This window comes from Candidatus Hydrogenedentota bacterium, assembly GCA_019637335.1.
In the GTDB taxonomy this organism is placed as follows: Bacteria; Hydrogenedentota; Hydrogenedentia; order Hydrogenedentales; family JAEUWI01; genus JAEUWI01.
Window position 1 is genome coordinate 182506 of sequence record JAHBVV010000002.1, and the last position, 25320, is coordinate 207825.

At 65.5% G+C, this 25320-nt stretch carries 16 protein-coding genes; 7 read left to right on the forward strand and 9 right to left on the reverse strand.

Features of this window, described 5'->3' with window-relative positions; translation table 11 throughout:
- Positions 1-6: 6 nt before the first annotated feature.
- The 3 genes from KF886_04300 to KF886_04310 form a co-directional block, all read right to left on the reverse strand.
- A complete protein-coding gene (locus KF886_04300; protein ID MBX3176559.1) occupies positions 7-1380 on the reverse strand; it encodes an O-antigen ligase family protein in 1374 nt (457 codons plus the stop codon).
- Between the two features lie 65 nt (positions 1381-1445).
- Positions 1446-2864 (reverse strand): sigma-54-dependent Fis family transcriptional regulator, encoded by a 1419-nt coding sequence (locus KF886_04305; protein MBX3176560.1) that lies wholly within the window; start codon positions 2862-2864, stop codon positions 1446-1448.
- Positions 2865-2872: 8 nt separating this feature from the next.
- Positions 2873-4525, reverse strand: coding sequence for a response regulator (locus KF886_04310; GenBank protein ID MBX3176561.1), 1653 nt, complete (start codon positions 4523-4525; stop codon positions 2873-2875).
- A gap of 238 nt (positions 4526-4763) precedes the next feature.
- On the opposite strand from KF886_04310, the gene KF886_04315 reads away from it, so the two are divergent.
- Positions 4764-7817: a PSD1 domain-containing protein gene (locus KF886_04315; protein MBX3176562.1), complete on the forward strand. Its 3054-nt coding sequence runs from the start codon at positions 4764-4766 to the stop codon at positions 7815-7817.
- A gap of 125 nt (positions 7818-7942) precedes the next feature.
- Positions 7943-9418, forward strand: a complete 1476-nt coding sequence (locus tag KF886_04320; protein MBX3176563.1) for a DUF1501 domain-containing protein — start codon at positions 7943-7945, stop codon at positions 9416-9418.
- Between the two features lie 41 nt (positions 9419-9459).
- Here KF886_04320 and KF886_04325 read toward each other — a convergent pair whose 3' ends face one another.
- From KF886_04325 to KF886_04350, 6 genes are all read right to left on the reverse strand, one after another.
- A complete protein-coding gene (locus KF886_04325) occupies positions 9460-10854 on the reverse strand; it encodes a nicotinate phosphoribosyltransferase (protein ID MBX3176564.1) in 1395 nt (464 codons plus the stop codon).
- 65 nt (positions 10855-10919) lie between these two features.
- Complete coding sequence (locus tag KF886_04330) at positions 10920-11492, reverse strand: nicotinamidase (GenBank protein MBX3176565.1); 573 nt, start codon at positions 11490-11492, stop codon at positions 10920-10922.
- Positions 11479-11931, reverse strand: a complete 453-nt coding sequence (locus tag KF886_04335; protein ID MBX3176566.1) for an NUDIX hydrolase — start codon at positions 11929-11931, stop codon at positions 11479-11481. Before KF886_04335 ends, KF886_04330 begins: the two co-directional genes overlap by 14 nt.
- Positions 11928-12746 carry a dienelactone hydrolase family protein gene (locus tag KF886_04340; GenBank protein MBX3176567.1) on the reverse strand — a complete coding sequence of 273 codons (819 nt, stop codon included), beginning with the start codon at positions 12744-12746 and terminating at the stop codon, positions 11928-11930. The genes KF886_04335 and KF886_04340 overlap by 4 nt, the downstream gene beginning before the upstream one ends.
- A gap of 247 nt (positions 12747-12993) precedes the next feature.
- The gene (locus KF886_04345; GenBank protein ID MBX3176568.1) at positions 12994-13659 is read right to left on the reverse strand and encodes a hypothetical protein; all 666 of its coding nucleotides are present in this window, start codon (positions 13657-13659) and stop codon (positions 12994-12996) included.
- A gap of 1264 nt (positions 13660-14923) precedes the next feature.
- On the reverse strand, positions 14924-15541 hold the full coding sequence (locus tag KF886_04350; GenBank protein MBX3176569.1) for a DUF1080 domain-containing protein: 618 nt from the start codon (positions 15539-15541) through the stop codon (positions 14924-14926).
- 1255 nt (positions 15542-16796) lie between these two features.
- Here KF886_04350 and KF886_04355 point away from each other — a divergent pair.
- The 5 genes from KF886_04355 to KF886_04375 all read left to right on the forward strand — a co-directional run bounded on the left by KF886_04355 (position 16797) and on the right by KF886_04375 (position 25139).
- Positions 16797-18236, forward strand: coding sequence for a hypothetical protein (locus KF886_04355; GenBank protein ID MBX3176570.1), 1440 nt, complete (start codon positions 16797-16799; stop codon positions 18234-18236).
- A 147-nt stretch (positions 18237-18383) separates the two neighbouring features.
- Complete coding sequence (locus tag KF886_04360; protein ID MBX3176571.1) at positions 18384-19385, forward strand: MoxR family ATPase; 1002 nt, start codon at positions 18384-18386, stop codon at positions 19383-19385.
- Complete coding sequence (locus KF886_04365) at positions 19382-20323, forward strand: DUF58 domain-containing protein (protein MBX3176572.1); 942 nt, start codon at positions 19382-19384, stop codon at positions 20321-20323. Before KF886_04360 ends, KF886_04365 begins: the two co-directional genes overlap by 4 nt.
- Before the next feature lie 361 nt (positions 20324-20684).
- The gene (locus KF886_04370) at positions 20685-22547 is read left to right on the forward strand and encodes a VWA domain-containing protein (GenBank protein MBX3176573.1); all 1863 of its coding nucleotides are present in this window, start codon (positions 20685-20687) and stop codon (positions 22545-22547) included.
- Positions 22548-22550: 3 nt separating this feature from the next.
- Complete coding sequence (locus KF886_04375; GenBank protein ID MBX3176574.1) at positions 22551-25139, forward strand: VWA domain-containing protein; 2589 nt, start codon at positions 22551-22553, stop codon at positions 25137-25139.
- Positions 25140-25320: the final 181 nt, after the last annotated feature.

Genomic DNA, 25320 nt, shown 5'->3' on the forward strand with positions numbered 1-25320 from the left:
AACGGGTCACGCCTTTCGCAGGTAATGGTAAAGCGACGCCGAAACCCCCAGCACGATGTGGCCCAGGAAAAACATCGACGTCTGGCGGAATTCCCATTCCGTCCAGCTCTGCATCAGCACCCCGCAAAGGCTCAGGAAAGTCCCCGTCCAGACCAGGTTCAGCAGTTGCTCCCGTTTGCGAATCACGCTGATCCCCGATATCCATAGCGCCTGCAGCAGAAACAGCAAGAACAGCACGAGGCCCGGAACGCCCACCTCCGTAAGCGTGATCAGAAAAAGATTGTGCGCAGGCGCCACCTGCCAACCGCCCCCCGGCCCGCCGTCCGTGCTCAAATAAGGGAGCATGCGAAAGCCGGCCATCGGGCCATACTGCCCCGATATCGCCCAACTCCAGTTGTTCAGGCCCACCCCCGTCAGCGGGCGGTCCGCAATCGCCGGGGACGCCATCCGGAAGTAGCTCCCGCGGTCCCCCTCGTCGGAAAGGTATTCCTGCTCCAGATCGAAGCCCCCAAGCCGCTCCATGATCGTGTCGTACGATTTCAGCACCATCAGCGATATCAACACCGCCCCAACCAGGCCAATCACCACATTGCGCGGTGTTATCCGAAGGCCCGTCGAAAGCGCGAAACCGGCCCCGGAAACCACGATCAGCGCTGCAAACCCCGTCCGGCTGACGCTCAGCAGCACACAGCCCGCCGCCGCCGTAAACGCGAGAATACACACCACGCGGAGCGCAATATGGGTATTGCGCGCAAACATGGCCCCGATGAAGATCGGCACGCATTGAAGGCAGTACATCGAAAGGGAATTCGGGTGTGCGAGCGTTCCCCGAACGCGATAGACCCCGTGCACGTAGCGGTCCCGCAAACAGATCAGGGCCTCGTAGAAGATCGTCCCCGCAAGCGCCCACACGAAAAGATGAATCTCCCGGGGGCTGCGGATATACGCGCACACCGCAACAACGAGCACAATCGCCCGCGCGATCTTCGTCAATTCAAACAGGCCGAAAATCTTCGGATCGTTGACCACCACCGTCAGCGCGCACCAGCCAAAATACGCCAGCAGCAAGCCCAGCGTGGGGGGCCAGAACAGCGGCTTGCCCTCGCGCTGGCGCGTCGCCAGGCTCCCCACAAGCAGGATCACCGCCAGCAAATCCAGGTACGATACCTCGATCCCCGTCGTCGTCCCACGATACCATTCCCGGCTCAAGAAGTTGATGTCCGTCGGAAAGCCAAACAGCCCCGCCGGCATGCTCGTCCCGAATACGAGAAAAACGAACACGAAGTCCAGCGCCCGCCGCGAACTCGCCGCCAGGAAGATCCCGATCGGCAATGTGATCGCGCTCCCGCCAAAGAAAATGATGTGCTTGGCCTCGAGCAATGGTCACGGTTCCTGGAAAGGTCGGGATTGCGGCGGCGCGCCGCCGCCGCGGCGAAGACCTGGACTCATCGCGGCTGATCCAGATTATGCTTCTCTATGCGGCGCCGCAGCACCTGGTAGCTGATCCCCAGCGCCTCGGCCGCACGCCGCCGGTTCCACTGGTGCTGTTCGAGCGCCTCCAGTATCTCGTCTGGCGTGACCTCGCGCGGCGGGGCCGGCCGAGATTCCGGCTTGGCCGCCGGTTCCGGCGCACTGCTCGATGCCGCCGCCGGCGATGGGCGCGCGGCGCGCCGCCCCGGCCCGTGCGAAGTCACGGTCTCCGTCTTGCCAAGTACAAGCCACCGCTTGATCGTGCTCTCAAGCTCGCGCACATTCCCGTGCCAGTCCCGCTCGGTAAGCTGCGTCAGGTCCTCGCCCGTCACTTCAAAAGGGCGGTCCCCCGCGAAATTGCTGTACTTCTTCGCGAAGTGCCGCACCAGCAGCGGGATGTCCTCCTTCCGGCTGTTCAGCGGCGGAGCCCAGATGCACACCTCGTTCAGGCGGAAGTACAGATCCTGCCGGAAGCTTCCGTTCTCCGTCTTCACTTCAATATCCGCATTCGTCGCCGCAATAATCTGAACGTCCACCTTCACCGAATGCCGCCCGCCCAGCTTCGTGAATTCCTTGTGCTCGATTACCTGAAGCAGCTTCGCCTGCAAGTTGGGGTGCATCTCGCAGATCTCGTCCAGGAAAATCACCCCCTTGTCCGCCAGGCTGAAGCGCCCCGGCTTCGCCGAAACCGCCCCCGTAAACGCGCCGCGCTCGTAGCCGAAAAGCTCGCTCTCCAGAAGCTGCTCCGGAAGCGCGCCGCAATTCACCTTCACCAGCGGCTTGTCGGCGCGCCGAGAAAGGCGGTGGATTTCCCGCGCGATCACATCCTTCCCCGCACCGCTCGGACCCCGGATAAGGCAATTGAGGTCCGTCTGCGCAACCTGCTTGATAACCGTGCGCAGCTCCTGCATCGGCGGGCTAACCCCCACCAGAAGCGATGCCGCAAGCTCGGGCGACTCCTCCACCTCCGCCGCCGCATCCGCCGAGGAGTTGCGCCGCGGCGTGGCCGCCTTCGATACCGCCGCCCGGATCTCAGGCAGGCTGAACGGCTTTACCAGAAAATCGCTCGCCCCACGCCGCATGCAATCGATCACCACATGCGGCGGCGCGTCGATCGAAACGCAGATCACGCTCGGCTGGTTCTTGCTCTCCAGGACCTGCGAAAGCGTCTCCGGCGTGAGCCCCGCTTCCGGCATAATCTCATAAAGAACGCAGTCAAAGTACTCCCGCTCCACGCGTTGCGCCGCCTGGCTCGCGCTGTTGGCCGACACAACCTGGTAGCCCGAAAGGCCGAGGCCCTTTTCGAGCGACCAGCAAACCCCGGGATCCGTGTCAACCACCAGAAGTCGCGGCGCGCCGGTGTCGGGAGTCTCGCTGGCGGGTACTGGTTTCACAATCACACTCACGCTGGTATTTCCGCGCTGCGCGGAGCCTGAAGCGGATTCCTCGGCAGGATGATGTGAAACGCCCGCCAGCGCCCGTCTTCGTGTTTCAGCAGTAGTTTGCCCCCGCAACTCTGGATCGCTCGCTGCGCCAGTATGAACTGCGGCTGGCTTTCGATCAACATCGGAAGCTCCTCCTGGCCCGAACGGTAGGGGAGCCCAAAGAGCTCCGCGGCCCGAGCCTCATACCGGATTTGCACCAGGATGTGGCTCGATTCCGATACCCACACGCCAAGCTGAAGCACGCCGCCCGCCTCAAGCGTCCGCGCCGCCGCCGCGATAAGGTCCAGCATCGTGCGCGCAAGGCTCACCCCATTCAACAGCACGCACTCGCAATCCCGCTCGTAGCAACGTTCCACCACGATCCCCCGGTTCTTCATCGAGCGCGAAAGAATATCCACCGCCTGGTCCAGATACTCCGAAAGCTGCACGGTCTCCACCGAGTCCTTCCGGGGCATCGAAAGGCTCCGGAAATCCTTGATCTGGCTGTGCAGACCCTCCACATTGTCCCGGATCAGCTTCAGCCCCTCTTGCGCCTCCGCGCATACCGGCGTCTCGCCGATGAAGTCCGCCGTCGTGCCGATCGCCGTCAGCCCCTGGATGAGCCCCTTCGAGATCTCCACCGCAATATTCCCCAGGCTCGCCCGCTGCGTCGCGTGCAGCGAAAGCCGCGCGTCCTGCCATTCAAAGCCCAGAAAGTGCGCGCACATCCCCAGAAACTGGTCGCAATCCAGATCAACCGTATAGCTCCGCGGGATAAAAAACGCCACCGAGCACACCTCCTTCCCCCAGAAGCTCTGCGGGTACACATACACCGCCGACGCCGGAAGATTCACGCTCGCGTATCGCTCCGTGAGCGCGCGCACCCGCTCTTCCGCTTCCTGCGGCAGCGCCGCCTCGCCTGCGTCCGTCTCCGGCGTCTCCACCGAAACCACATGCACCTCGTTGTCCGCGCCGCGCCACGCGCAAACGTACTCCCGGCCCGTCGCCGAAACAAGCGCCACGCTCTCAAGCGGCAGGTACTGCTCCAACTCCTCGATGATGCTCCGGAACACGAGCTCCTCGCTGTAAGAATCCGCCGCCACCTGCGTCAGGCGCACCAGCGAGTGAAGGCGCGCGCTCACCAGCTCGCAATGGTTCGCATACTGCCGCAGATCGCGGGTCGCATCCTCCACCCGAACCTTCAACTGCTCGCGTTCCTCCGACAACAGCCGCACCAGCTCATCCCGCTCCAGCAGCACCGCGTGGTACTCCAGCGCCCGCTTCACCGCCGCCTGAAGCGTCGCGGAGACAAACGGCTTGATCACAAAATCAAAAGCCCCCGCCCGCATCGTGTCGATGATCGTCTCCGCGCGCCCGTCCCCCGTCAGGATAACCGGCGCCAGCAGCGGATGGTGCTCCCGCATAAACGGCAGAAGATCCAGCCCGTTGCCGTCCGGAAGCCCAAGATCCACCAGCGCGCACGCAAAAGTGCGCTCGCCCAGCCGTTCCCGCGCCTCCGCAAGGCTCGATGCCGACACCGTCGAAAGCCCCGATACCTGCATCAGCTCCCGAAGCAGTCCCTGGATCTGTTGATTGTCGTCGACAATCAGTATGTGAATGTCATCGTTCATCCCAACCCGTTCGTGCCTGCCCCGGGGCCCGCGTGCCTGTCCCCCGGCGCGCTGGCGGGGCCACAGCCGCCAGTGACCCGCAAGGATACCGTATGTGCATGTGATATTCCAACTTATCTGTGCCGAATTCCGTACTATTCTCCCCATTACCCGCCCGCCACGGCGCTGGATTCCCGACCAATTCTGTGTTAAGGTAACTTGACGTGCCGCAGTGAGTTTTGAACGGAATTCCACCATCATGATTGCTCGTATCTGCACCGCAACCGCCGCCTTGGCCCTGCTCGCGGCAACCGCACCACCAAACCCGGCAAGCGCCAGCGAAACCTACGCCCGCGAAATCGCACCCATCTTCGCCCGCGCCTGTGTCTCCTGCCACGGGCCCGAGCAACAAAAAGCCGGCCTCCGGCTCGACAGCCCAGCCGCCCTCGCCATCGGTGGCGACAGCGGGCCACCCCTCAGAGCGGGCGACCCCGCCGGCAGCCTCCTCTACCAGGCCGTCGCAGGGCTCCACGAAAGCCTCGCCATGCCCCCCAAGGGCGACCCCCTCACCACGGAAGACCTCGCCGCCATCCAGCGATGGATCGAGGCCGGCGCCCAGCTGCCGGAAGAGGAGGGGGGGAGGCCCGCCGTACAGTCCGACCACTGGTCGTTCCAGCCCGTAACCCGCCCCGAAATACCCGAAACCACCGTCGGCTGGGGGGATAGCCCCATCGACGCCTTCATCCTCAAGCGCCTCGAAGCCGCCGGCGTCGCCCCAAGCCCCCAGGCTGATCCGAAAACCCTCGTCCGCCGCCTCTACCTCGATCTCGTCGGGCTCCCCCCCGATCCCCAGGTGGCCGACGCCTTCGCCGAAAACCCGGCCCCCGCAGCCTACGAAAAACTCGTCGACTCCCTCCTCGCCTCGCCCCATTTCGGCGAGCGATGGGGCCGCCACTGGCTCGATCTCGCACGCTACGCCGACAGCGACGGCTACGAAAAGGACAGCCCCCGCCCCTACGCCTGGCGCTACCGCGACTGGGTCATCAATGCCATCAACGAAGACCTCCCCTACGACCAGTTCGTCATTCACCAGCTCGCCGGCGATCTCCTCCCCGGAGCCACCCTAGCGCAACGCGCCGCCACCGGCTTCCACCGCAACACCCTCACCAACCGCGAAGGCGGCATCGACCCCGAAGAGGATCGCGTCAAGCAGGCCGTCGACCGAACCAACACCACCGGCGCGGTCTTCATGGGCCTCACCATGGCCTGCGCCCAATGCCACACCCACAAGTACGACCCCATCACCCAGCGCGAATACTTCGGCATGTACGCCTTCTTCGACGCCGCCATGGAGGAGAACATCCCCGCGCCGCTGCCGGGCGAGGAAGAGGCCCACGCCGCCGCCGTCGCGGATCATGAAGCCAAAGTCGCCGCAAAACAGGCCGAACTCGACGCCTACCGCCCCAGCCTCCTCGGCGGCCTCGCCGAATGGGAAGCCGCCATTGCCGTGCCAGAGGATGGCTGGAACATCCAGGACCCCGTCACCTTCAGCTCGATCGGCGGAGCCGCCCTCGAAGAACTAGACGACCGCTCCATTCTCGCTAGCGGAGAAAACGGCGTCACCGATACCTACACGGTCGTCCTTCGCTCCGGGGATATCGGCGTCCGCGGCCTCCGCCTCGAAGTCCTCACGCACAATTCCCTCACCTTCAATGGCCCGGGAAGAGCGCACAACGGCAACTTCGTGCTTTCGGAAATTACCGTCAACGCCGCGCCCGCCGGACGCCCCCACAGCACCGAAAACATCAAAATCGCGCGGGCAAAAGCCACCTTCGAACAGGAGGGTTACCCCATCGAAGCCGCCTTCGACGGCGATCCCGTCACCGGCTGGGCCATCCTCGACGGGCGCAACACCAACCAGAACCGCTCCGCCGAATTCACCTTCGAATCGCCCGCCGGATTCGACCGCGGAACCATCTTTACCATCACCCTCGACCAGCGCTACGGCGAGATGTACAACCTCGGCCGCTTCCGGATCGCCCTCACCACCAACGACCCCGAAAACATCCTCTACCCGGACGATGTCGTCGCCGCGCTCCAGACCCCCGCCGCCGACCGAAGCGCCGAACAGATCAAAACCCTCCTCGACTACCACGGCCAGAACGACGAAACCTACGTCAAACCCGCAGGCGAATTGCGCGACCTCCAGAACAATCCGCCCAAGCCGATCCCCTCCATCGTCATGGCCATCGCCCGGAATCCCAATCCGCCCGTCACCCGCGTCCACAACCGCGGCGACTTCCTCCAGCCCGGCGCCGTCGTCGGGCCGCACACCCCCGCCGTGCTCCACCCGCTTCAGCCCCGCGGGGAATCGCCAGACCGCCTCGACCTCGCACGCTGGATCGTGGACCCCGCCAACCCGCTCACCGCGCGCGTCGCCGTAAACCGCGTCTGGGAGCACCTCTTCGGCGACGGGCTCGCCCGCACCAGCGAAGACTTCGGCACACGCACCGAAGACCCCACCCACCCCGAACTGCTCGACTGGCTCGCCGCAAGCTTCATTGAGGATCACCACTGGAGCCGGAAATCCCTCATCAAGGCCATCGTCATGTCCGCAGCCTACCGGCAGTCCTCCCACATCCGCGAAGACCTCTTCGACCGCGATCCGGCCAACCGCCTCATCGCGCGCCAGAACCGGTTCCGCGTCGAAGCCGAAATCACCCGCGATCTCTTCCTCGCCGCCAGCGGCCTCCTGGTCGACGATATCGGCGGCCCCAGCGTCCGCCCGCCCCTTCCCGAGGGCGTCGCCAATCTCGGCTACGCCAACTCCGTCAAGTGGCCCGAAAGCGAAGGCCCCGACAAATACCGCCGCGGCCTCTACATATTCTTCCAGCGCACCGTTGCCTATCCCATGCTCGTGGCCTTCGACTGCCCCGACTCCAATGAAGCCAAGTTGAGCCGCAACCGCTCCAACACGCCCCTCCAGGCCCTCACGCTCCTCAACGACCCCGTCTTCGTCGAGGCGGCCCAGGCCCTCGGAACGCGCCTGCTCGAACTGCCCGCCGGAACCGGCCCCGAACGCGCCCGCGAGGCCTTCCGCCTCTGCATGGGCCGCGATCCCATCGACCGCGAGCTCGATCTGCTCGTCAAGCTCATCGCCGAACAGGAAGCCCTCTTCAAGCAGTACCCCGAAGAAGCCAAAACGCTGCTCGGCGACTATCTCCCCGAAAACATGCCGCCCGAAAAAGCCGCCGCACACATGATCCTCGCGCGCTCCATCATGAACCTCGACGAATTCCTCACAAGAGAATAAGTCCCATGCAAGCCAGTCTACCGCCCGCAACCCCGAAGTTTCCCGGAGCCCCCGAGTTCCCAGGCTTCCTGAAGTCCCTCAGGTCCCTGCCGTCCCCCCGTCCACCAAGGCCGAGGTAATCCGCCATGCACCCCATCCAAGAACAGCTCCTGCGCACCCGCCGCCAGTTCCTCACCACCGCCGCCGGCGGCATCGGAGGCCTCGCCCTCACCGCACTCCTCGGGCGCGAGGCCGGCGCGAAAATTCCCGGCGTCAACCCCCTCGCGCCACGCCCCAACCACATCACGCCCAAAGCAAAAGCCTGCATTTTCATCTTCATGGAAGGCGGCCCCAGCCAGATGGATCTCTTCGATCCAAAACCCATGCTCAACAAGCTCAACGGCCAGCCACTGCCCGAATCCCTCACAAAAGACATGCGCTTCGCCTTCATCCAGAAGGAAACCGCCACCGTCCTCGGCAGCAACCAGCAATTCAAAAAATTCGGCCAATCCGGCATGGATTTCTCCACCTGGCTCCCCAATATCGGCAGCTGCGCCGACGATATCTGCATGATCCGCTCCATGCACACCGAAGCCTTTAACCACCACCCCGGCCAGCTCATGATGAACTCCGGCGTCCCCACCTTCGGACGCCCCTCCATGGGCGCCTGGATTAACTACGGCCTCGGTACCGATGCCGACAACCTCCCCGGCTACGTCGTGCTCACCGCCGGACGCGGCACCTCCGGCGGCGTCTCCAACTGGACCAGCGGATTCCTCCCCTCCAACTACCAGGGCGTCCTCTTCCGCAACGAGGGCGAGCCCGTACTGCACCTCGCCAACCCCGCCGGCATGCCCCACGAATGCCAGCGCCTCGGCCTCGACACCGTCCGCGACCTCAACCAGATCCACTACGAGGAAACCCGCGACCCCGAGATCCTCGCCCGCATCTCCTCCTACGAACTCGCCTACCGCATGCAGGCCGCCGCGCCCGAACTCATCGACCTCTCCGGCGAGTCCCAGGCCACCCTCGATATGTACGGCGTCGACCGCTCCGAATCCGGCTACAAAGCCTCCCGCGCCGGCGGTCCCGGCACCTTCACCGCCTTCTCCCGAAACTGCCTCCTCGCCCGCAGGCTCGTCGAGCGCGGCGTGCGCTTCATCAATATCTACCACGCCAGCTGGGACCACCACAGCGACCTCGACAACGAGATGGAATACACCACCGCAATGTGCGACCAGCCCATCGCCGCCCTTATCAAAGACCTCAAACAGCGCGGCCTGCTCGACGAAACCCTCGTTATCTTCGGCTCCGAATTCGGCCGCACCCCCCTCGGAGAGAACCGCGCCGGTTTCCGCGAAGCCAACACCGGCCGCGACCATCACCCCATGGCCTTCACCATCTGGATGGCCGGCGGCGGGACCAAAGGCGGAACCATCATCGGCGAAACCGACGACATCGGCTGGAACATCGTCAAGGACCCCGTCCACATCAACGACCTCCACGCCACCATACTCCACCTCTTCGGCCTCAACCACCTCGACCTCACCTACCGCTACAGCGGACGCGACTTCCGCCTCACCGATGTCGCCGGAAAACTCGTCCCCCAAATCTACACCTGACCCCAGGGACTCGGGCATTCCTGGGAAACCCGGGGGAAGGGCTAGGCGAGTTCGGGGTTGCTGAGCATGCGATCTTTCATGGCGCCGAGGGTTTCGGAGAGGAGCGCCTGGTAGATGTGGGGGTTGCGCATGCGCTTGAGCTCTTCGGGGAGCGCGGCGATCTGGTTCAGGGCGTGATCGCGGATGGCGTGGATCGGCGGCGCGTCACCGGTGCGTTCCCCATCGCGGAAGACGGTTTTCAGGAGGTCTTCGGCGCGGGTTGCGGGGCCGAACCTGACCTTGCGGTTCGGCCACATGCGGTTTCGTCCGCGCACCAGGCCGGTTTCCGGCAATTCCTCGTCGTCGAGACACACGACGTCGCAAACGGGATGGCCGTCGGCGTCGAAGTAGCGCACGAGGCGCTTGCGGCCGGGGTCGGTGGCCTTTTCGATGTTGGAGGAGATTTTCATGCGGCTCTGCCAGGCGCCGTTCTCTTCGATGGCGACGAGCTTGTAGACGCCGCTGAGCGCGGGGGAATCGTAGGCGGTGACCATGTGGGTGCCGACGCCCCAGGCGTTGATCTTGGCGCCCTGGCGCTTGAGGTCGACGATGAGTTCCTCATCGAGATCGTTTGAGGCCACGATGAGCGGGTTCTCCAGACCCGCCTGGAGCATTTGCTGGTGGGCGATTTTGCTGAGGCGGGACAGGTCGCCGGAATCGAGGCGGATCGCGGGGCGCACGGGGATGCCGGCTTCGCGCATCTCCTGGAAGACGGTGATGGCGTTGGGCACGCCGCTTGTTTCGGTATCGTAGGTATCGACGAGCAGCACGCAGCGATCGGGATAATGCCGGGCGAAGGTGCGGAAGGCCTCCAACTCGGAGGGAAAGCTCATGACCCAGCTGTGCGCGTGGGTGCCGGCGACGGGGATGCCGTAGACCTTGCCTGCGAGGACGTTGGAGGTGCTGTTGCATCCGCCGATGTAGCAGGCGCGGGAGGCGCTTACGGCGCCATCGGGGCCGTGCGCGCGGCGAAGGCCGAATTCCATGACGGGATCGCCGCTGGCCGCGAGGCAGACGCGGGCGGCTTTGGTGGCGATGAGCGTCTGGTAATTGAGGATGTTGAGGAGGGCGGATTCGATGAGCAGGGATTCGAAGATCGTGCCCTCGATCTGGAGGATCGGCTCGTAGGGGTAGACGAGGGAGCCTTCCGGCAGGGCCTGCACCGTGCAGCGGGGCCGGAAGCCTTCGAGGTGTTCGAGAAAGCCATCGCCGAAGACCTTCAGGGAGCGGAGGTACTCGATGTCGTCGCGGGTGAAGCGGAGGTTCTGGAGGTAGTCCAGAAAGGGTCCGAGACCGGCGAACACGGCGAAGCCAGTGTGCGGCGGCAGATTGCGGAAGAAATAATTGAACGCGACGCGCTGGCCGGCGCGATCTTCCTTCCACTGGCCGGCCATCATCGTGATTTCATAGAAATCGGTGAGAAGCGCCAGGCCTTCGCGGCGGAACCAGGGGCTATCGGGACTCACGGGACGATATCCGCGCCGCGCGCGAACTGGACGCCGGCGGCGCGCATTTCCGCCAGGGCCGTTGCGGCGGTTTCATCGGCGACGCCGCGGCAGCCATCCTCCACGAGCACGGTCTCGAAACCGGCCTGCAGCGCATCGAGCGCGGTGGCCTTGACGCAGTAGTCCGTGGCGAGGCCGGCGACGAAGACGCGGCGCACGCCATCGGCCTGGAGGCGCTGGGCGAGATCCGTGCCTTCGAAGCCGCTGTAGGCCTCGCGCGTGGGATCGGCGCCCTTGCTGATGATTGTGGCGTCGGAGGGGACGTGCAGGTCGCCGTGGAACTCGGCCCCGGGGGAGTTCTGGACGCAATGAGGTGGCCAGCTCATATCGGTGAATTCAGGCGCCTCGCTGAAGCTGCAGTGGTCGTTGGGGTGCCAGTCGCGGGTGAAGTAGATTTTCCCGAACTTCATCTGGAGCGGGTTGATGACGCGGACGACCCCTTCCCCGCCGAGCACGGGCAGCGCGCCGCCGGGGCAGAAGTCGTTCTGCACGTCCACGACAATCAGGGCGTCGGAATCACTCACTTTCATCGAAGGCATCCTCCTCCGTGCGTATGTTCACGTGTTCGAGTATGTCCGCGTGGTCAAAGGCCATCTCCGGAAGCCGGTCCACGGCGAACCAGCGCGCGGCGGCCGCATCGTCGCCGGCGGTGACTTCCGCGTTGCCGGGGCAAGCCGCGACGTACACGATCGATATGGTGTGTCCGCGGGGATCGCGCCCGGGTGTGCCGACGGTGTACAGCTGGCTCAGGGGTAGTCCGGTCAGGCCGGTTTCCTCCTGGAGTTCACGGCGGGCGGCGTCCTCAAGATCTTCCTGCTCGTTGACGAAGCCGCCGGGCATGGCCCAGGCGCCCTGGAAGGGCTCGTTCTTTCGCTGGATCAGCAGGATCTCGGGCCCGTTCGGCCCCTGGCGAAGGACGGCGATGTCCACGGTCACCATGGGCCGGGGATGGTCGTAGGAATAGCTCATGACTTGCCTTGCGCAAGCAACCAGGAGATCACGTCGTGATCCCGGTAGGTCGCGTCCCAGGAATTGTGGCCAACCCCCTCATACTCGGTGTATCGGATGTTTCCGCCGGCGCCTTGAACAGCTTCCACCATGGCGCGGGAGCGGTCGGGCGGCACGACGGTGTCGGCGCCGCCGTGGAAGGCCCAGATCGGGACAGCTGCCAGGGCGCGTACGCGGGAGGCGTGGCTGCCGTAGGGATTCCCGCCGGTCGTGCCGAGCAGGCGCTGGATATCGGCGGGGTCGCCTCCGCCGCAGATGGGTACAAGGGCGGCGAAGGTATCGGTGTGGATGGCGCCCCAGAGCCAGGTTCCGTAGCCGCCCATGGAGAGCCCGGTGAGGTAAACGCGTTTGTCGTCGACCGCATACGCGGCGCGCACGGCGGCCATCTGGGCTTCGAGGACGTCGTGTTGCGTGTCCCAGTTGGCGTCCTTCGGGCATTGCGGCATGAGGACGAGCGCCGGAAAGCGATCGGGGTGTTTTTCGATGGCGGGGCCGAGGCCGACCTTCGAATGCACGAGGCCATCGTCGCCACGTTCGCCGGCCCCGTGCAGAAAGACGATGAGCGGCCACTCGGATTCGGGCGTGTAGGCCTCGGGCACAAAGAGCACGTAGCGGTGGGCTTTTCCGTGCACTTCGATGGTCTGCTGGAGGAATCCTGTTTGCATCGGGTCCTTACCCCCCGCTTCGGTGTCCGCGGCGGCGGGCGTGGTCCAGGCCAGCAGGGCCGCCAGGAGAGCGAAACGTGTGTAGCGGGCTGCGCGAACGACAACGGGCATATGCGAAAGCTCCCTTTTGCGTGGTGTTCATCGATTATGGACGATGCCGGTTGGCAATGCAATCCGTGCTTACTATCCGTCAACTTTTTTTTGGCAAGATATCCCGAATTGGCCTCGCAGAGCCGTCGTCACCCCACACGTTCAACGTCCGCCAACGTGGCTTAGCCTTCCAGGCTGAGACAGCGTGAGCGCCGACTTCGAACGGCCCATGGAAGTCAGGAATACAGCCTCGGAATCCCACGACGAATCAATCATTTCTTAATTCGTGTCCATTCGCGTTAATTCGCGGTTCAATCAGAACTTCTGTGTTCTCTTTGTCGTGATAGCGGTGCGCCAGGCCCAATTCCGGGCACGCCTTCTGCAGGCGGCGCAGGGTCCGGCACAGAACCCGGAAGCTGTCCCACAAGAGCGAGGAGTCCGTGGGGTAGTGAATGTTGGCCTCATACGCCGTCGTGTCCGTGCGCAATTTCTCGCCGCTGATCCACGCGCCGTCCCTCGCGTGCTGCGCGAGCGACTGGTTCACCGCGTGCCAGGTCTCCGCCGACAGCGCGGCGAAGGCCTTGCCCACGATGGAAAAATCCATCATCGGCTTGGCGAAGCCGAGCCCCACGAAACCGCGCAGGAAATCGCTGTTCTCGATGCGCACCACCAGGTTGCGGTAACTGTCCCCCTCCACGAACATCACCACCAGGCACCGCAGAATCTCCTCCGAGGTATACTCGCTGCGCCGGCCCTTTTCCGAAGTCGAGAGCCACCGGCAGAAATCCGCGTGAACAAGGTCGAGCACGGACGGATTCGCCAGCAGAAGCTCGTTGATGGCCCCGTATTTCTTCCGGTACGCCGCCACCACTTTCGTCGGACTTGACGGCAGCACAAAATCCAGGTACATTTGACTCACAGTTTTCGTTCTCATGGCCTGCTCCTTTCCGTGGTTGCCACCACGGTTCTTTTGTCCAAAGGGAGTAGGCCATTTGTTTTTCATTTTGTCACTACGGCTTTCCGACACCGAAACTAGATATTTTCATTCGCTGAAATTAACCAGTTCATGGAGCTACTCGCCATTGCCCTGACAATTGATGGGTCTGCCGTGGGTGACTTCTCGAATGTCGCGCTACACAGCTACCGTAGCATGGCTTGCGCTTCACTTGTCTAGGGTTAATTCTGACGCAATTTGACTTGTGGAAACTGGTGGCGCAGCGCGCCGCGGCGGTCGAGGTTGACGTTGGCGTGGCGCTATGGAATTGGTAGGACGCGGCGTAACCCGCTTTCGCGAGGCCCCCTCCCCCACTCGTTCCCACGGTCTCCGTGGGAATGCAGTCCCCGCCGCTCCGCGGCTCGAGCCGGCAGGGATGCCGGCGCTCCATCGGGGTGCGTCCTGATTGAACCGGGGCTTCGCCAAGGCGTGGGGTAGCGCCCATTGGTTTTGTTGGGGCTGGCGTGGGGTTGTGCGGGCGGCGTGGGGGTGGTCTGGCGCGGTGTGGGCCGGCAGGGATGCCGGCGCTCCATCGGGGTGCGTCCTGATTGAACCGGGGCTTCGCCAAGGCGTGGGGTAGCGCCCATTGGGTTTGTTGCGGCTGGCAGTTGTGCGGGCGGCGTGTGGGTGGTCTGGCGCGACGTGGCAGGCAGGGATGGCTCCATCGGGTGCGCTCCTGATTGAACCGGGGCTTCGCCAGGGCGTGGGGTAGCGCCCATTGGGTTTGTTGCGGCTGGCTTGGGGTTGTGCGGGCGGCGTGTAGGTGGTCTGGGCGGTGTGGGCCGGCAGGGATGCCGGCGCTCCATCGGGGTGCGTCCTGATTGAACCGGGGCTTCGCCAAGGCGTGGGGTAGCGCCCATTGGGTTTGTTGCGGCTGGCTTGGGGTAGTTCGGGCGGGGTGTGCGCCTTGCGGCGCGATGCGGGCGGGCCGTCCACCACGGCGCATCTTCGACCCGCGCTCCCAATGGTCCGCGCTTCTGTTGCTGGGTTCGGGGTTTCTGGGCTGGGTTGCGCGGGCGGCGTGTGGGTGGTCTGGCGCGACGTGGGCCGGCAGGGATGCCGGCGCTCCATCGGGGTGGGTGTGGGTTGAACCGGGGCTTCGCCCGGGGTCAGGGTGGCGTCCATTGGTCTTGTTGGGGCTGGCGCAGGGTTGTGCGGTCGGGGTGTGGGGGGGGGCGCGGGTCGCGTGGGGCGGCGCAGGCCGCTACTTGCTCATGTCCTTGATCCGGAAATTCCGGTACTCGTGAGCACCATCTTCGCCCTGGAGGCCGATATAGCCACGGGTCAGCGCGTCGGCGGCCTTGGAGCTGGCGACGAGTTCGCCGTTCAGGCGAACTTCAATGCTCGGCCCGACGATCTTGATGTCGTATTCATTCCACTCGCCGTCGGGCTTGAGCACCTTCTTCACCCGTTCGACGTCGAGTTCATGCTCCGCGCCGAAGATGGTCGCCATGCGGGCGCTGTTTTCCACCTGCACCTCGTACTTCTTGTCCGGCCGGCTTTCGCCTTCCATCGTGGCGCGGAGAAAGACGCCGCCGTCCTGCATGGGCTCGAGGAAGCGGAACTCCACCCGGAAGATGAAGTCCGAATATTGCTTGTCGCTCCGCAGCCAGCCGCGGCCCACATCGTGCTTGATGACGCCATCCTCCACAAAGAACTGCGCGCCGTTCATGAGGTGCCAGCCATCCAGGGACTTGCCGTCGAAGAGGCTCACGAATCCTTCTTCGGGATCCTCGGCGGCCAATGGGAAAGACAGCGCGCCCAGGAGGCACAACACGGCAGCGGCTACAGCAGCCTGGACAACTTTGCGCTTGCGGGCCATCGTATTCTCCTTAATCTCGGCTCGGTCTCGCGGTGAAGCACTTTGTTCAACGTTGTGGACCGACGAACCCAATTGAATAGCGTTTGATGGGGTCATGTCAAACGGAGAATTTGGTGTGGAGTCGTTCGAATGGCCGCCGGGCGCCACCGGCATCGACTACATCCAGCTTGTCGCCGGGATGGTGGAAGACGCCCTCCGCGGCGCGAACGTTCGGAAAGCGACGGCGTAACCCGCTGTCGGCAGCCCCTCTCCCCCACTCGTTCCCACGGTCTCCGTGGGAATGCAGTCCCCGCCGCTCCGCGGCGTGGGCCGGCAGGGATGCCGGCGCTCCATCGGGGTGGGTGTGGGTTGAACCGGGGCGTCGCCCGGATTCGGGGTGGCGTCCATTGGTTTTGTTGTGGCTGGCTTGGGGTTGTGCGGGCGGGGTGTGCGCCTTGCGGCGCGATGCGGGCGGGCCGTCCACCACGGCGCATCTTCGACCCGCGCTCCCAATGGTCCGCGTTTATGTTGCTGGGTTCGGGGTTTCTGGGCTGGGTTGTGCGGGCGGCGTGTGGGTGGTCTGGCGCGGTGTGGGCCGGCAGGGATGCCGGCGCTCCATCGGGGTGCGTCCTGATTGAACCGGGGCTTCGCCAGGGCGTGGGGTAGCGCCCATTGGGTTTGTTGCGGCTGGCTTGGGGTTGTGCGGGCGGCGTGTGCGCCTTGCGGCGCGATGCGGGCGGGCCGTCCGCGCTCCCAATGGTCCGCGCTTCTGTTGCTGGGTTCGGGGTTTCTGGGCTGGGTTGTGCGGGCGGCGTGGGGGTGGTCTGGCGCGGTGTGGGCCGGCAGGGATGCCGGCGCTCCGTCGGGGTGGATGTGGGTTGAACCGGGGCTTCGCCCGGATTCGGGGTGGCGTCCATTGGTCTTTTCGCGGGAGGGTGCGGGGTGGTGTCCTTTGGTTTTGTTGTGGCTGGCGTGGGGTTGTACGGGCGGGGTGTGCGCCTGGGCGCCTGGCGGCGCTGGGGACAGGCGGGACGCCTATCCTACTTTTTTTTGAGGTTGTTTTGGTGGAGGCGCGGGGGTTTGGGCGGGCTTGATCCGCATACACGCGAAAAAAGTCGGGATTTTCACTTGACAGAAGGGGGCGCGAGGTCTACACTGGGGTGCAAGTTGAGGTGCAGCGCAGGGGTATTTGATTATGAAGAGCGATTGGCAACGAACACTTGCCACTTTCCTTCGGCAGCTTCAATTCTGGCTGATTCTTGAGGCGTGGGGAGGCATGTTGTGCCGCATGGCGCTGGTGCTGCTTCCGTTCGGGGCGCTGGCAATCATGGCCGATCAACGGTGGTTGGGGGGCTACTACTCGCCTTCCATCGCGCTTATTACGCTCGTGCCGCTCGCCCTCGTGCCGGTTGGCTATGCGTTCCTGCATCAGGGGACCCGCCTGCACCAGGCCTTCGAGATGGACGAGCGCGGCGCGCTCAAGGACCGGATTTCGAGCGCCTGGGAGTTCCTCAGCCAGGAGTCGCTCACGCGCGAGCAGGAATTGCAGGTGCGCGACGCCATCCGGACGGCCTACGACACCGATCTGGCCTCGCTGGTCCGGCTGCAGAATCCGCGAATGCCCTATCTCGCGCTCGTAGTGCTGGGCGTGTTTATCGCGAGCTTTTTTGTCCCCGCAACGTATTCCGAGATCGCCCCCGCCCCCACACCGGACGCGGTTCGCGACGCGCAGCTCGCGGAAGTCGCGGAGGTGCGGGAGGAAATCGAGGCGCTGGCGCAAGAGGAAAGGGCCCTGGCGGATATCGCGGAGAAACTGCGGGAGATCGAACAGAATTTCGCCCGCAACGAATTGGACCCGCGCGATGTGATGATCGAGCTTGCCCGGCTCGACCTGGCGCTCCACGCGCGGATGGAAGCCGCGGGGCTGGACGAGGTCAGCAGCCAGCTCGACCAGGCCGTTCCCCATTTGATGGCCAGCGAATCCGCGCGGCCGGTGGCCGAGGCAATTCGCGAGAAGCGGCATGGGGAGGCCGCGCGCGCGATGGAAGCGCTTGCGCGGGAGTTGAACGAGGGCGGCGTTTCCAACGAGAACCGGGAACAGCTCGCCCAGCGGATGGCGAATGCGGCGGCGGCCATGCGGCAGGCGTCGGGCGACAAGGAATCGGGCGGGCTTATCGCCGATTTTGACGCGGCGTCCGAGTCCGTGGGCGCCGGCGATAAAGACGGCGTCTCCCGCTCTTTTCAGTCGATTCAGGGCAAGATGCAACAGTGCAACGGCTATCAGGCGATGAAGGACGCCGCGAACAGCCTGGCCCTGGGGAAGATGGGGCTGGGCGCGGCAGGCTCAATGATGGCCAAGCGCGGCGACGGCCAGAAGCCGGGCCAGGGCTTGGGGCAGGGCGAGGACAACCGCTTGAGCGATGACCCGTCCACGAGCGCGGGGCGGGGCGAGGCCGATCCCCTGGGGGATGCCCGACGCCTGAACGACAGCTACCGCGAAATGCTCCAGGTGCGGGGGACGGCGGGGGACGGCCCGGTGACGAGTGAGGTTGAAATGACCGGGGGCCAGATGGCGCCGAGCCAGCGAAGCGCGCGGGAGGTCTACAACGAGTATGCCGGCGTGGCGGAGCAGGCGCTGGACCGCGAGGACGTGCCCCTGAGCCACCGATTCCACGTCAAGCGCTACTTCCAGGCCATCCGGCCCGAGGAGGAGTAGCCGGCCGGGCGCGCGCGGCCGACCTATCGCGCCTTGACACCCGCCGCGCCCGGGGGTAGCATGGGGGCTCTTTCCGCTGTCGGGCGCCCTGTCGAGACATGGGTGAACCGCGGCCGAGGCGCGCAACATCAGGCAGGGAGCGATTCCATGGCGGTGAACAGCCAGTTCGAGCAGGAGGCGCGGCAGTTTGTGGACGCCTTCAACCGGGTTCGGGACGAGATCGCCCGGGTCGTGGTGGGCCAACGCGACATTGTCGAGGACATCCTCACGGGCCTTTTCGCGGGCGGCCACGTGCTCCTCGAAGGCGTCCCGGGCATCGGCAAGACCCTCATGGTCCATACGCTCGCGGACACCCTCTCCTGCGGCTTCTCCCGGATTCAGTTCACCCCGGACCTCATGCCCACCGATATCATCGGCACGCGGATCGTGATCGAGGACGAGTCCGGCCAGAAGCATTTCACCTTCCAGCCCGGCCCCGTTTTCACGCAGATCCTGCTGGCGGACGAAATCAACCGGGCCACGCCGAAGACGCAGTCCGCGCTGCTGGAAGCCATGCAGGAGCGATCGGTCACCACGGCGGGGGAAACCCGCCACCTGGAGCGCCCGTTCTTCGTGATCGCCACGCAGAACCCCCTGGAAATGGAAGGCACCTACCCCCTTCCCGAGGCGCAGCTGGACCGCTTCCTCTTCAAGCTCTACGTGCGCTTTCCCTCGGTCGATGACCTGGTCGAGGTGTCCCGGCGCACCACTGTGCGCGAAATGCCGCGCGCGGGCGTCGCGCTCAGCGATTCGGAAGTGGTCCAGCTCATGGGCACCGTGCGCGATATGCCCATCGCGGAACATGTCGAACGCTACGCCGCGCACATCCTCGTCGCGACGCATCCGTCCTCCGATCGGGCCACCCCGATGGTGAAGCAATACGGGAAGTACGGCGCGAGCCCGCGCGGGTTGCAGGCCATGATTCTCGGCGGCAAGGTGCGCGCGCTGCTGGATGGCCGCTTCAATGTCGCCGAGGACGACATCCGCGCTGTGGCGAAGCCGTCCCTGCGCCACCGGATCCTGTTGAATTTCGAGGGCGAGGCCGAGGAAATCAGCACGGACGCGATCGTGGAGGAAATCCTGGCGCAGGTGAAGGTGGCGGTGGCATGAGCGGCGGGCGGGGCGTCCGGGCGCCGGTGGAATCCCGGTCCGCGCCGGCAGGGGAGCCCCTCTTCGACGACAATTTTCTCGAAACGCTGGCCTACCTCAACATCATCGCCCGAAAAATACTCAGCGGGCAGCTGAAGGCCGAGCGCCGCAGCCGGAAGAAGGGCGTGAGCGTGGAGTTCGCCGACCACCGGCCCTACGCCCCGGGCGACGACTTTCGCTTCATCGACTGGAGCGTCTACTTCCGCACGGATCATCTCTTCCTCAAACTCTTCGAGGAGGAGGAAGATCTCCACATCTACCTCCTCCTCGATTGCTCCGCGAGCATGGGCTTCGGCGATCCCGACAAATTTCTCTACGCCCGGCGCCTCGCCGCGGCCATCGGCTACCTCGGCCTCGCGAGCCTCGATCGCGTGCACGTGATCCCGTTTGTGGACGATGTGCCCGGGGCGGCGGCGGATACGCTACGGATCCGGGGCAAGGCCAAGGTTTTTCAGCTGCTGCACTTCCTTGAGGGCCGGCGCAGCGGCGGCGTGACCGACATGGCGGCCGCCCTGCGGCGCTTCGGCGCCAGCCGCCGGAAGCGCGGCATGGTGATTCTGTTCACGGACCTCTACGATCGCGACGGCGTCATCCCCGGACTCAACGCGCTCCGCTACCAGAAGTTCGACCCCTACGTCATTCACATTGTCTCGCCCCAGGAGGCCGAACCGGCGCTGCTCGGCGATCTCCGCCTCATCGACGGCGAAACCGGGCGCGCGCGCGATGTCACCGTGACCGAGGGACTCCTGCGGCGCTACCGGCAGGCCTTCGCGGCGCACGGCGATCGCGTCGAGCGCTACTGCCGTTCGCACGGCATGGGCTACGCGCGCTGTGTCACCAGCACCCCCTTCCAGGAGACCGTCGTGCAGATGCTACGGCGCGGGAAGCTCTTGCAATGACGGGACGAAGCTACACGCGCGGCAACGAGGAGCGTAGCCGGCGGCAACCCGGTCGCCCGGTCGCCCGCGCCGCCTCGTGGAGCCACAAGACCGCGCCAGCCAATCAACCGCCCGCCTGCAAGGGGCAACAATGTTGCACGAATCCCAGCGCGGAAAGTGGGCGTCCTCGCAATAGCCCGACCCAACGACAGTGCGCGCGATGGAGCGCCGGCATCGCTGCCGGCACGGCGCAACGAAGTTGCGCGATGCAGGCGAGCCGTCCACCGCGGCGCATCTTCGACCTGCGCTCCCAATTATCACCGTCAAATAGATCGCGCGCAGGTCATTTCGCCGGGTGCGTAGTTCTCGCGGGGGCGCGTTCATGAGCTTCCTCTACCCCCTCGCATTTCTCGGGCTCCTGCTTTTCATCCCCGTGATCCTGCTCTATCTCCTCAAGCAGCGCCGGGCGCGGGTCACCGTCTCCACGCTGCTCTTCTGGGACGACATCCTCCGCGACGAGCACCGCGTCGCCTCCGTGACGCGGCTGCGCAAGCTGCTTTCGCTCCTCCTGCAACTCCTCGTCCTGCTCCTACTGATCCTCGCGCTCGCCCGGCCCATTCTCGCGAGCGATGCGCTCGGCGCAAGGCGCGTCGTCATCCTGGTCGACGTTTCCGCAAGCATGCACGCACGCGAAGGGGAGCGGACGCGTTTCGACATCGCGCGGGACCACGCTCACGACGTCATCGCCGGCCTGGCCTCCGGGGACGCCGCCATGCTCGTGGCCGTTGGCCCGCAGCCGGATATTGTCGTTCCCCTCACGGAAAGCCGCCGCGCGCTGCGCGAGGCCCTGGACGCCGTCCAACCCGAACACACCCCCGCCAACCTGTCCGCCGCGCTCCACCTGCTGCATCAGCTCCCGCCGGACCCGCGTGAAACGTGGGTGTATGTGGTCAGCGACGGATCCCTGGATCCCGTTCCCTTCGATCCGCCGCCGGACATGCGCTTCGCCTTTCTCGCGGCGGGATCCCGCCAGGACAATATCGGCATCGTCGCTTTTCAGGCGCGTCCGCTCCCCGCGTCCCCGCGCGATTTTGAAATCCTGTTCGAGGTGGTGAACGAATCGGACGAGCCGCGGACGCTGCCCTTTGCGCTCTTCGTCGGCGACAACCTCGTGGACGCCAACGAAGTGACCATTCCGGCGCGCGGCGCGGCCCACCGCTCCATACGGCAGTTCAGCCCCGAGGGCGGGCCGGTGCGCCTCGAACTGGAAACGGGCGACGCCTTCCCGCTGGACGACACGGCCCACGCCGTGCTCCCGGCGGTCGAGGATACCCGGGTCGTGCTGGTAACCGAGGGCAACCTCTTTCTCGAAAGCGCGCTCGCCACGGCCGACGGCATCGACCTCTCGGTGGCGCCGCCCGCCGCCTATGCTCCGGGCGCGGCGGAAGGCGGCCACGCCGTCTATGTCTTCGACGGATGGGCCCCGGAGAACCCGCCGGACGCGCACGCGATCTATATCGGCCGCTGGCCCGCGACGCTCGGCATCGCCGCCGAGGGCGAAATCGCGGATCCCATGATCACGGACTGGGAGCGGGACCACCCCATCAACCGGCGGCTCAGCTTGGCGAACATCACGATCGGAGGCGCGCCCCGCCTGGCCGCACCGGATAACTTTGCGACGCTGGTTTCCTCCTTCGGCCAGCCGCTGGTGCTGCTGGACGATACCGCCGAACACCGCGCGCTCGTGGTCGCCTTCAACACGGCCCAATCGGACCTGCCCCTGCGCGCCGCGTTTCCCATGCTCATCGCCAACGCGATCCAGTATCTCGCGGAAGTTCGCGCGGAGGATACCTGGCGCGGGCCGCCCCTCGGCGCGGTGCTCGGGCTGGACGAACTCGCGCCGTGGACGCAGGGTCTCGATATCGCGCGGGTGCTCGCGCCCGGCGAAAGCGCGCCGCCCGAGGCGCCGCCGGCCCCAATCCGCATAGCGGTCAACAAAACCGGCATCTATCAGGGCGTCACGGGCGAAGGGGACACCATTCCCCTCTTTGGCGCGAGTCTTTCCCACCGCCGCGAATCGAATCTCGACGTGTCTGAATCGATGCCCGTCGAGACCGCCGAGCCCCTGCCCGAAATCCCCGATGCCTTCCGCGCTGGCGCCGCGCCCTGGCGGATCCTCGCCTACGCGGCCCTGGCCCTGCTCGCAATCGAATGGTGGCTGTTCCACCGGCGCTGGGTGGAGTAGCCCATGGCGTTTGCGCTCGAAAGCCCGGGACTCCTCGCGTTGCTTGCCGCCCTGCCGCTCATCTTTGGCGTGCTGCGGTATTCGCTGGCCGGTAGCCCGCTCGCCCAGCGGATCCTGTCGGGCGTAGTTCGCGCCACGGTCATCGCGCTGATCGTGCTGGCGCTCGCGGGCACGCACTGGCTTCGCGCGAGCCGCGAACCGGCGGTGCTGGTCATCGCCGATCTCTCGGACTCCGCGCCCGAGGACGCTCCCGATCAGGCCCGCGCGATCCTGGCGGACATCGAGGCGGCCAGGCCCGCCGCCGCCCGGGCCGGCCTCGTTTTGATCGCGGCCACGCCGGAGATACTTGCCCCGGTGACGCGCAATCCCGAGTTCCCCGAGGCCATCGCGCCGCCGGAAGACCGCGGCGAGACGCGCCTGGCCGATGCGTTGCGGCTCGCGCGCGAGGCCATGCCGGCGGACACCGTCAATCGCGTGCTGCTCCTGAGCGACGGCAACGAAACCGCCGGCGATGCGCGGGAGATGGCGCGCCGGCTCGCGGAGCGGGGCGTACAGGTGTATACGCGCGCCTGGGAGCAAACGGATCGCCCGGAGGTCCTCCTGGAGGATCTCGCCGTGCCGTCCGAGGTAAAACGCGGGCAGTCCTTCCGGATCCAGGCGGTCGCCCACGCCTCCGCGCCTTCCACCGCCGCTTTCACGCTCTACCGGGACGGCTTCAAGGCCGGCGAACAGGAGATCGCGCTTGAAGCGGGCGCGAACACCATCACCTTTGACGAAACGAGCGCCCCGGACGGCCTCGTCAAGTACGAGCTGCACGTAGCCGCGCCGGAGGACCATTTCGCCGACAATAATGTGTCTTCCGGCGTGGTGTTTGTGGCCGGCGAGCCCAGAATACTCCTGCTCGAAGGGAAGGAGCGGGAAGGGCGCCACCTCGCCCGCGCGCTGGAGGCCGAAAACATCCGCGTGGACTACCGCGAGGGGCGCGGCATGCCCGCCGCGCTGGAGGAACTCGCCGCATTCGACGCCATCATCTTCTCGGACGTCCCCGCGACGGACGTCAGCGCCCGCCAGATGGAGTTGCTACGCTCCTACATCGAGGATCTCGGCGGCGGCTTCATCATGATCGGCGGCGAAGAGAGCTTCGGCCTCGGCGGCTACTACCGCACGAGCATCGAGCAGGCCCTGCCCGTCCGCATGCGCTCGGAACGGCAGAAGGACACGCCCAGCATCGCCATTATGCTTGTCATCGACAAGTCCGGCAGCATGGGCGGCGACAAAATCGAACTCGCCAAGGAGGCGGCGATAGCGGCCGTCGAATTGCTCGGCAGCCGGGACTACGCCGGCGTGGTCGCCTTCGACGGGGCCCCGCAGTGGATTGTCGAGTTGCAGGGCGCGGGCAACCAGACCGGCATCATCCAGCAGATCATGCAGCTCCAGGCCGGCGGCGGCACGCACATCGCCCCCGCGCTCGAAGAGGCGGCCAATGCGCTCGCCTCCGTCCCCGCCACGCTCAAGCACGCCATCCTGCTTACGGACGGCCAGTCGCAGCCCGGGGACTACGCCGGAATCGTCAACCGGATGGTCAACGGCCAGGTGACCGTGTCCACCGTCGCCGTCGGGGATGGCGCGGACACCGCGCTGCTCCAGGAGATCGCGCGGTGGGGCCGCGGCCGCTACTACTTCACCGCCGATCCCTTCGACATCCCGCAGATCTTCACGAAGGAGACCATGTCCGCGTCGAAATCCTCGCTGGTGGAGGAGCCGTTCCTTCCGATCGTCACGCGCAGCGCGCCGGTCATTCAATCCATCGACTGGGACAGCACGCCCTTCCTCCTGGGCTATGTCGTGTGCACCGCCAAGCCCACGGCGGAAGTGCCCCTCATTACCGAGCGCGGCGATCCCCTGCTCGCCTCGTGGCGCTTCGGCCTGGGCAAGAGCGTCGCCTTCATGTCGGACGCGAAAAGCCGCTGGGCCGCCGACTGGCTCGGCTGGCCGGGCTACAGCCGCTTCTGGGCCCAGGTCGTGCGCGATACCCTGCGCGACACGCGGCAGCGGGGGATCGAGACGCGCATCGAGCACCGCGGTGAATCGGGGCGCATTATCGTCGACGCGGCGACGGATGCCGGGGACTTCGTAAACGGCCTGCACGGCGCCGTGCAGATGGTGCGGCCATCCCGCGAGATCGAGACGGTTGCGCTCCGCCAGACCGCGCCGGGCCGCTATGAGGCGGACATGGACACCAGCGAAACCGGCAGCTACCTATTCAAAATTCGGCAGACCCAGGACGCGGCCGGCGAAGACGTGTACGCCGACTTCACCCGCGGGCTGACAATCTCCTACAAGCCCGAGTACCGCCATCTGGGAACCAACACGGAATTCCTGGAGGCGCTCGCGCGCGATACCGGCGGGTCGGTAAATCCCGCGATCGAGGATCTCTTCATCGTAAACGCCGATGAATCGGTGCGCATACGGCGCGACATCGGCCCCTGGCTGCTCGTGGCCGCGCTCCTGCTCTTCGTGGTTGACGTCGCGATGCGCCGCCTCGATCTGGCCGGTTACCGGCCCTTCTCGGAAGCCGGCGGGCGCCGGTGATCGGTAGAAGGCGTCATACTTCAGCCTTAAGTATAACTTAAGTCGTCTGAAGTAAGGCGTTCGCCGATACGAGGAACACAGCTCAATCTCAAATCACAACAGCGGAATCCAACCACGTGTGAGTGGGATCCGCGGGACGCCAGATCAACGCTCCCGGCACATCGCCGTATGGGCCATTCCG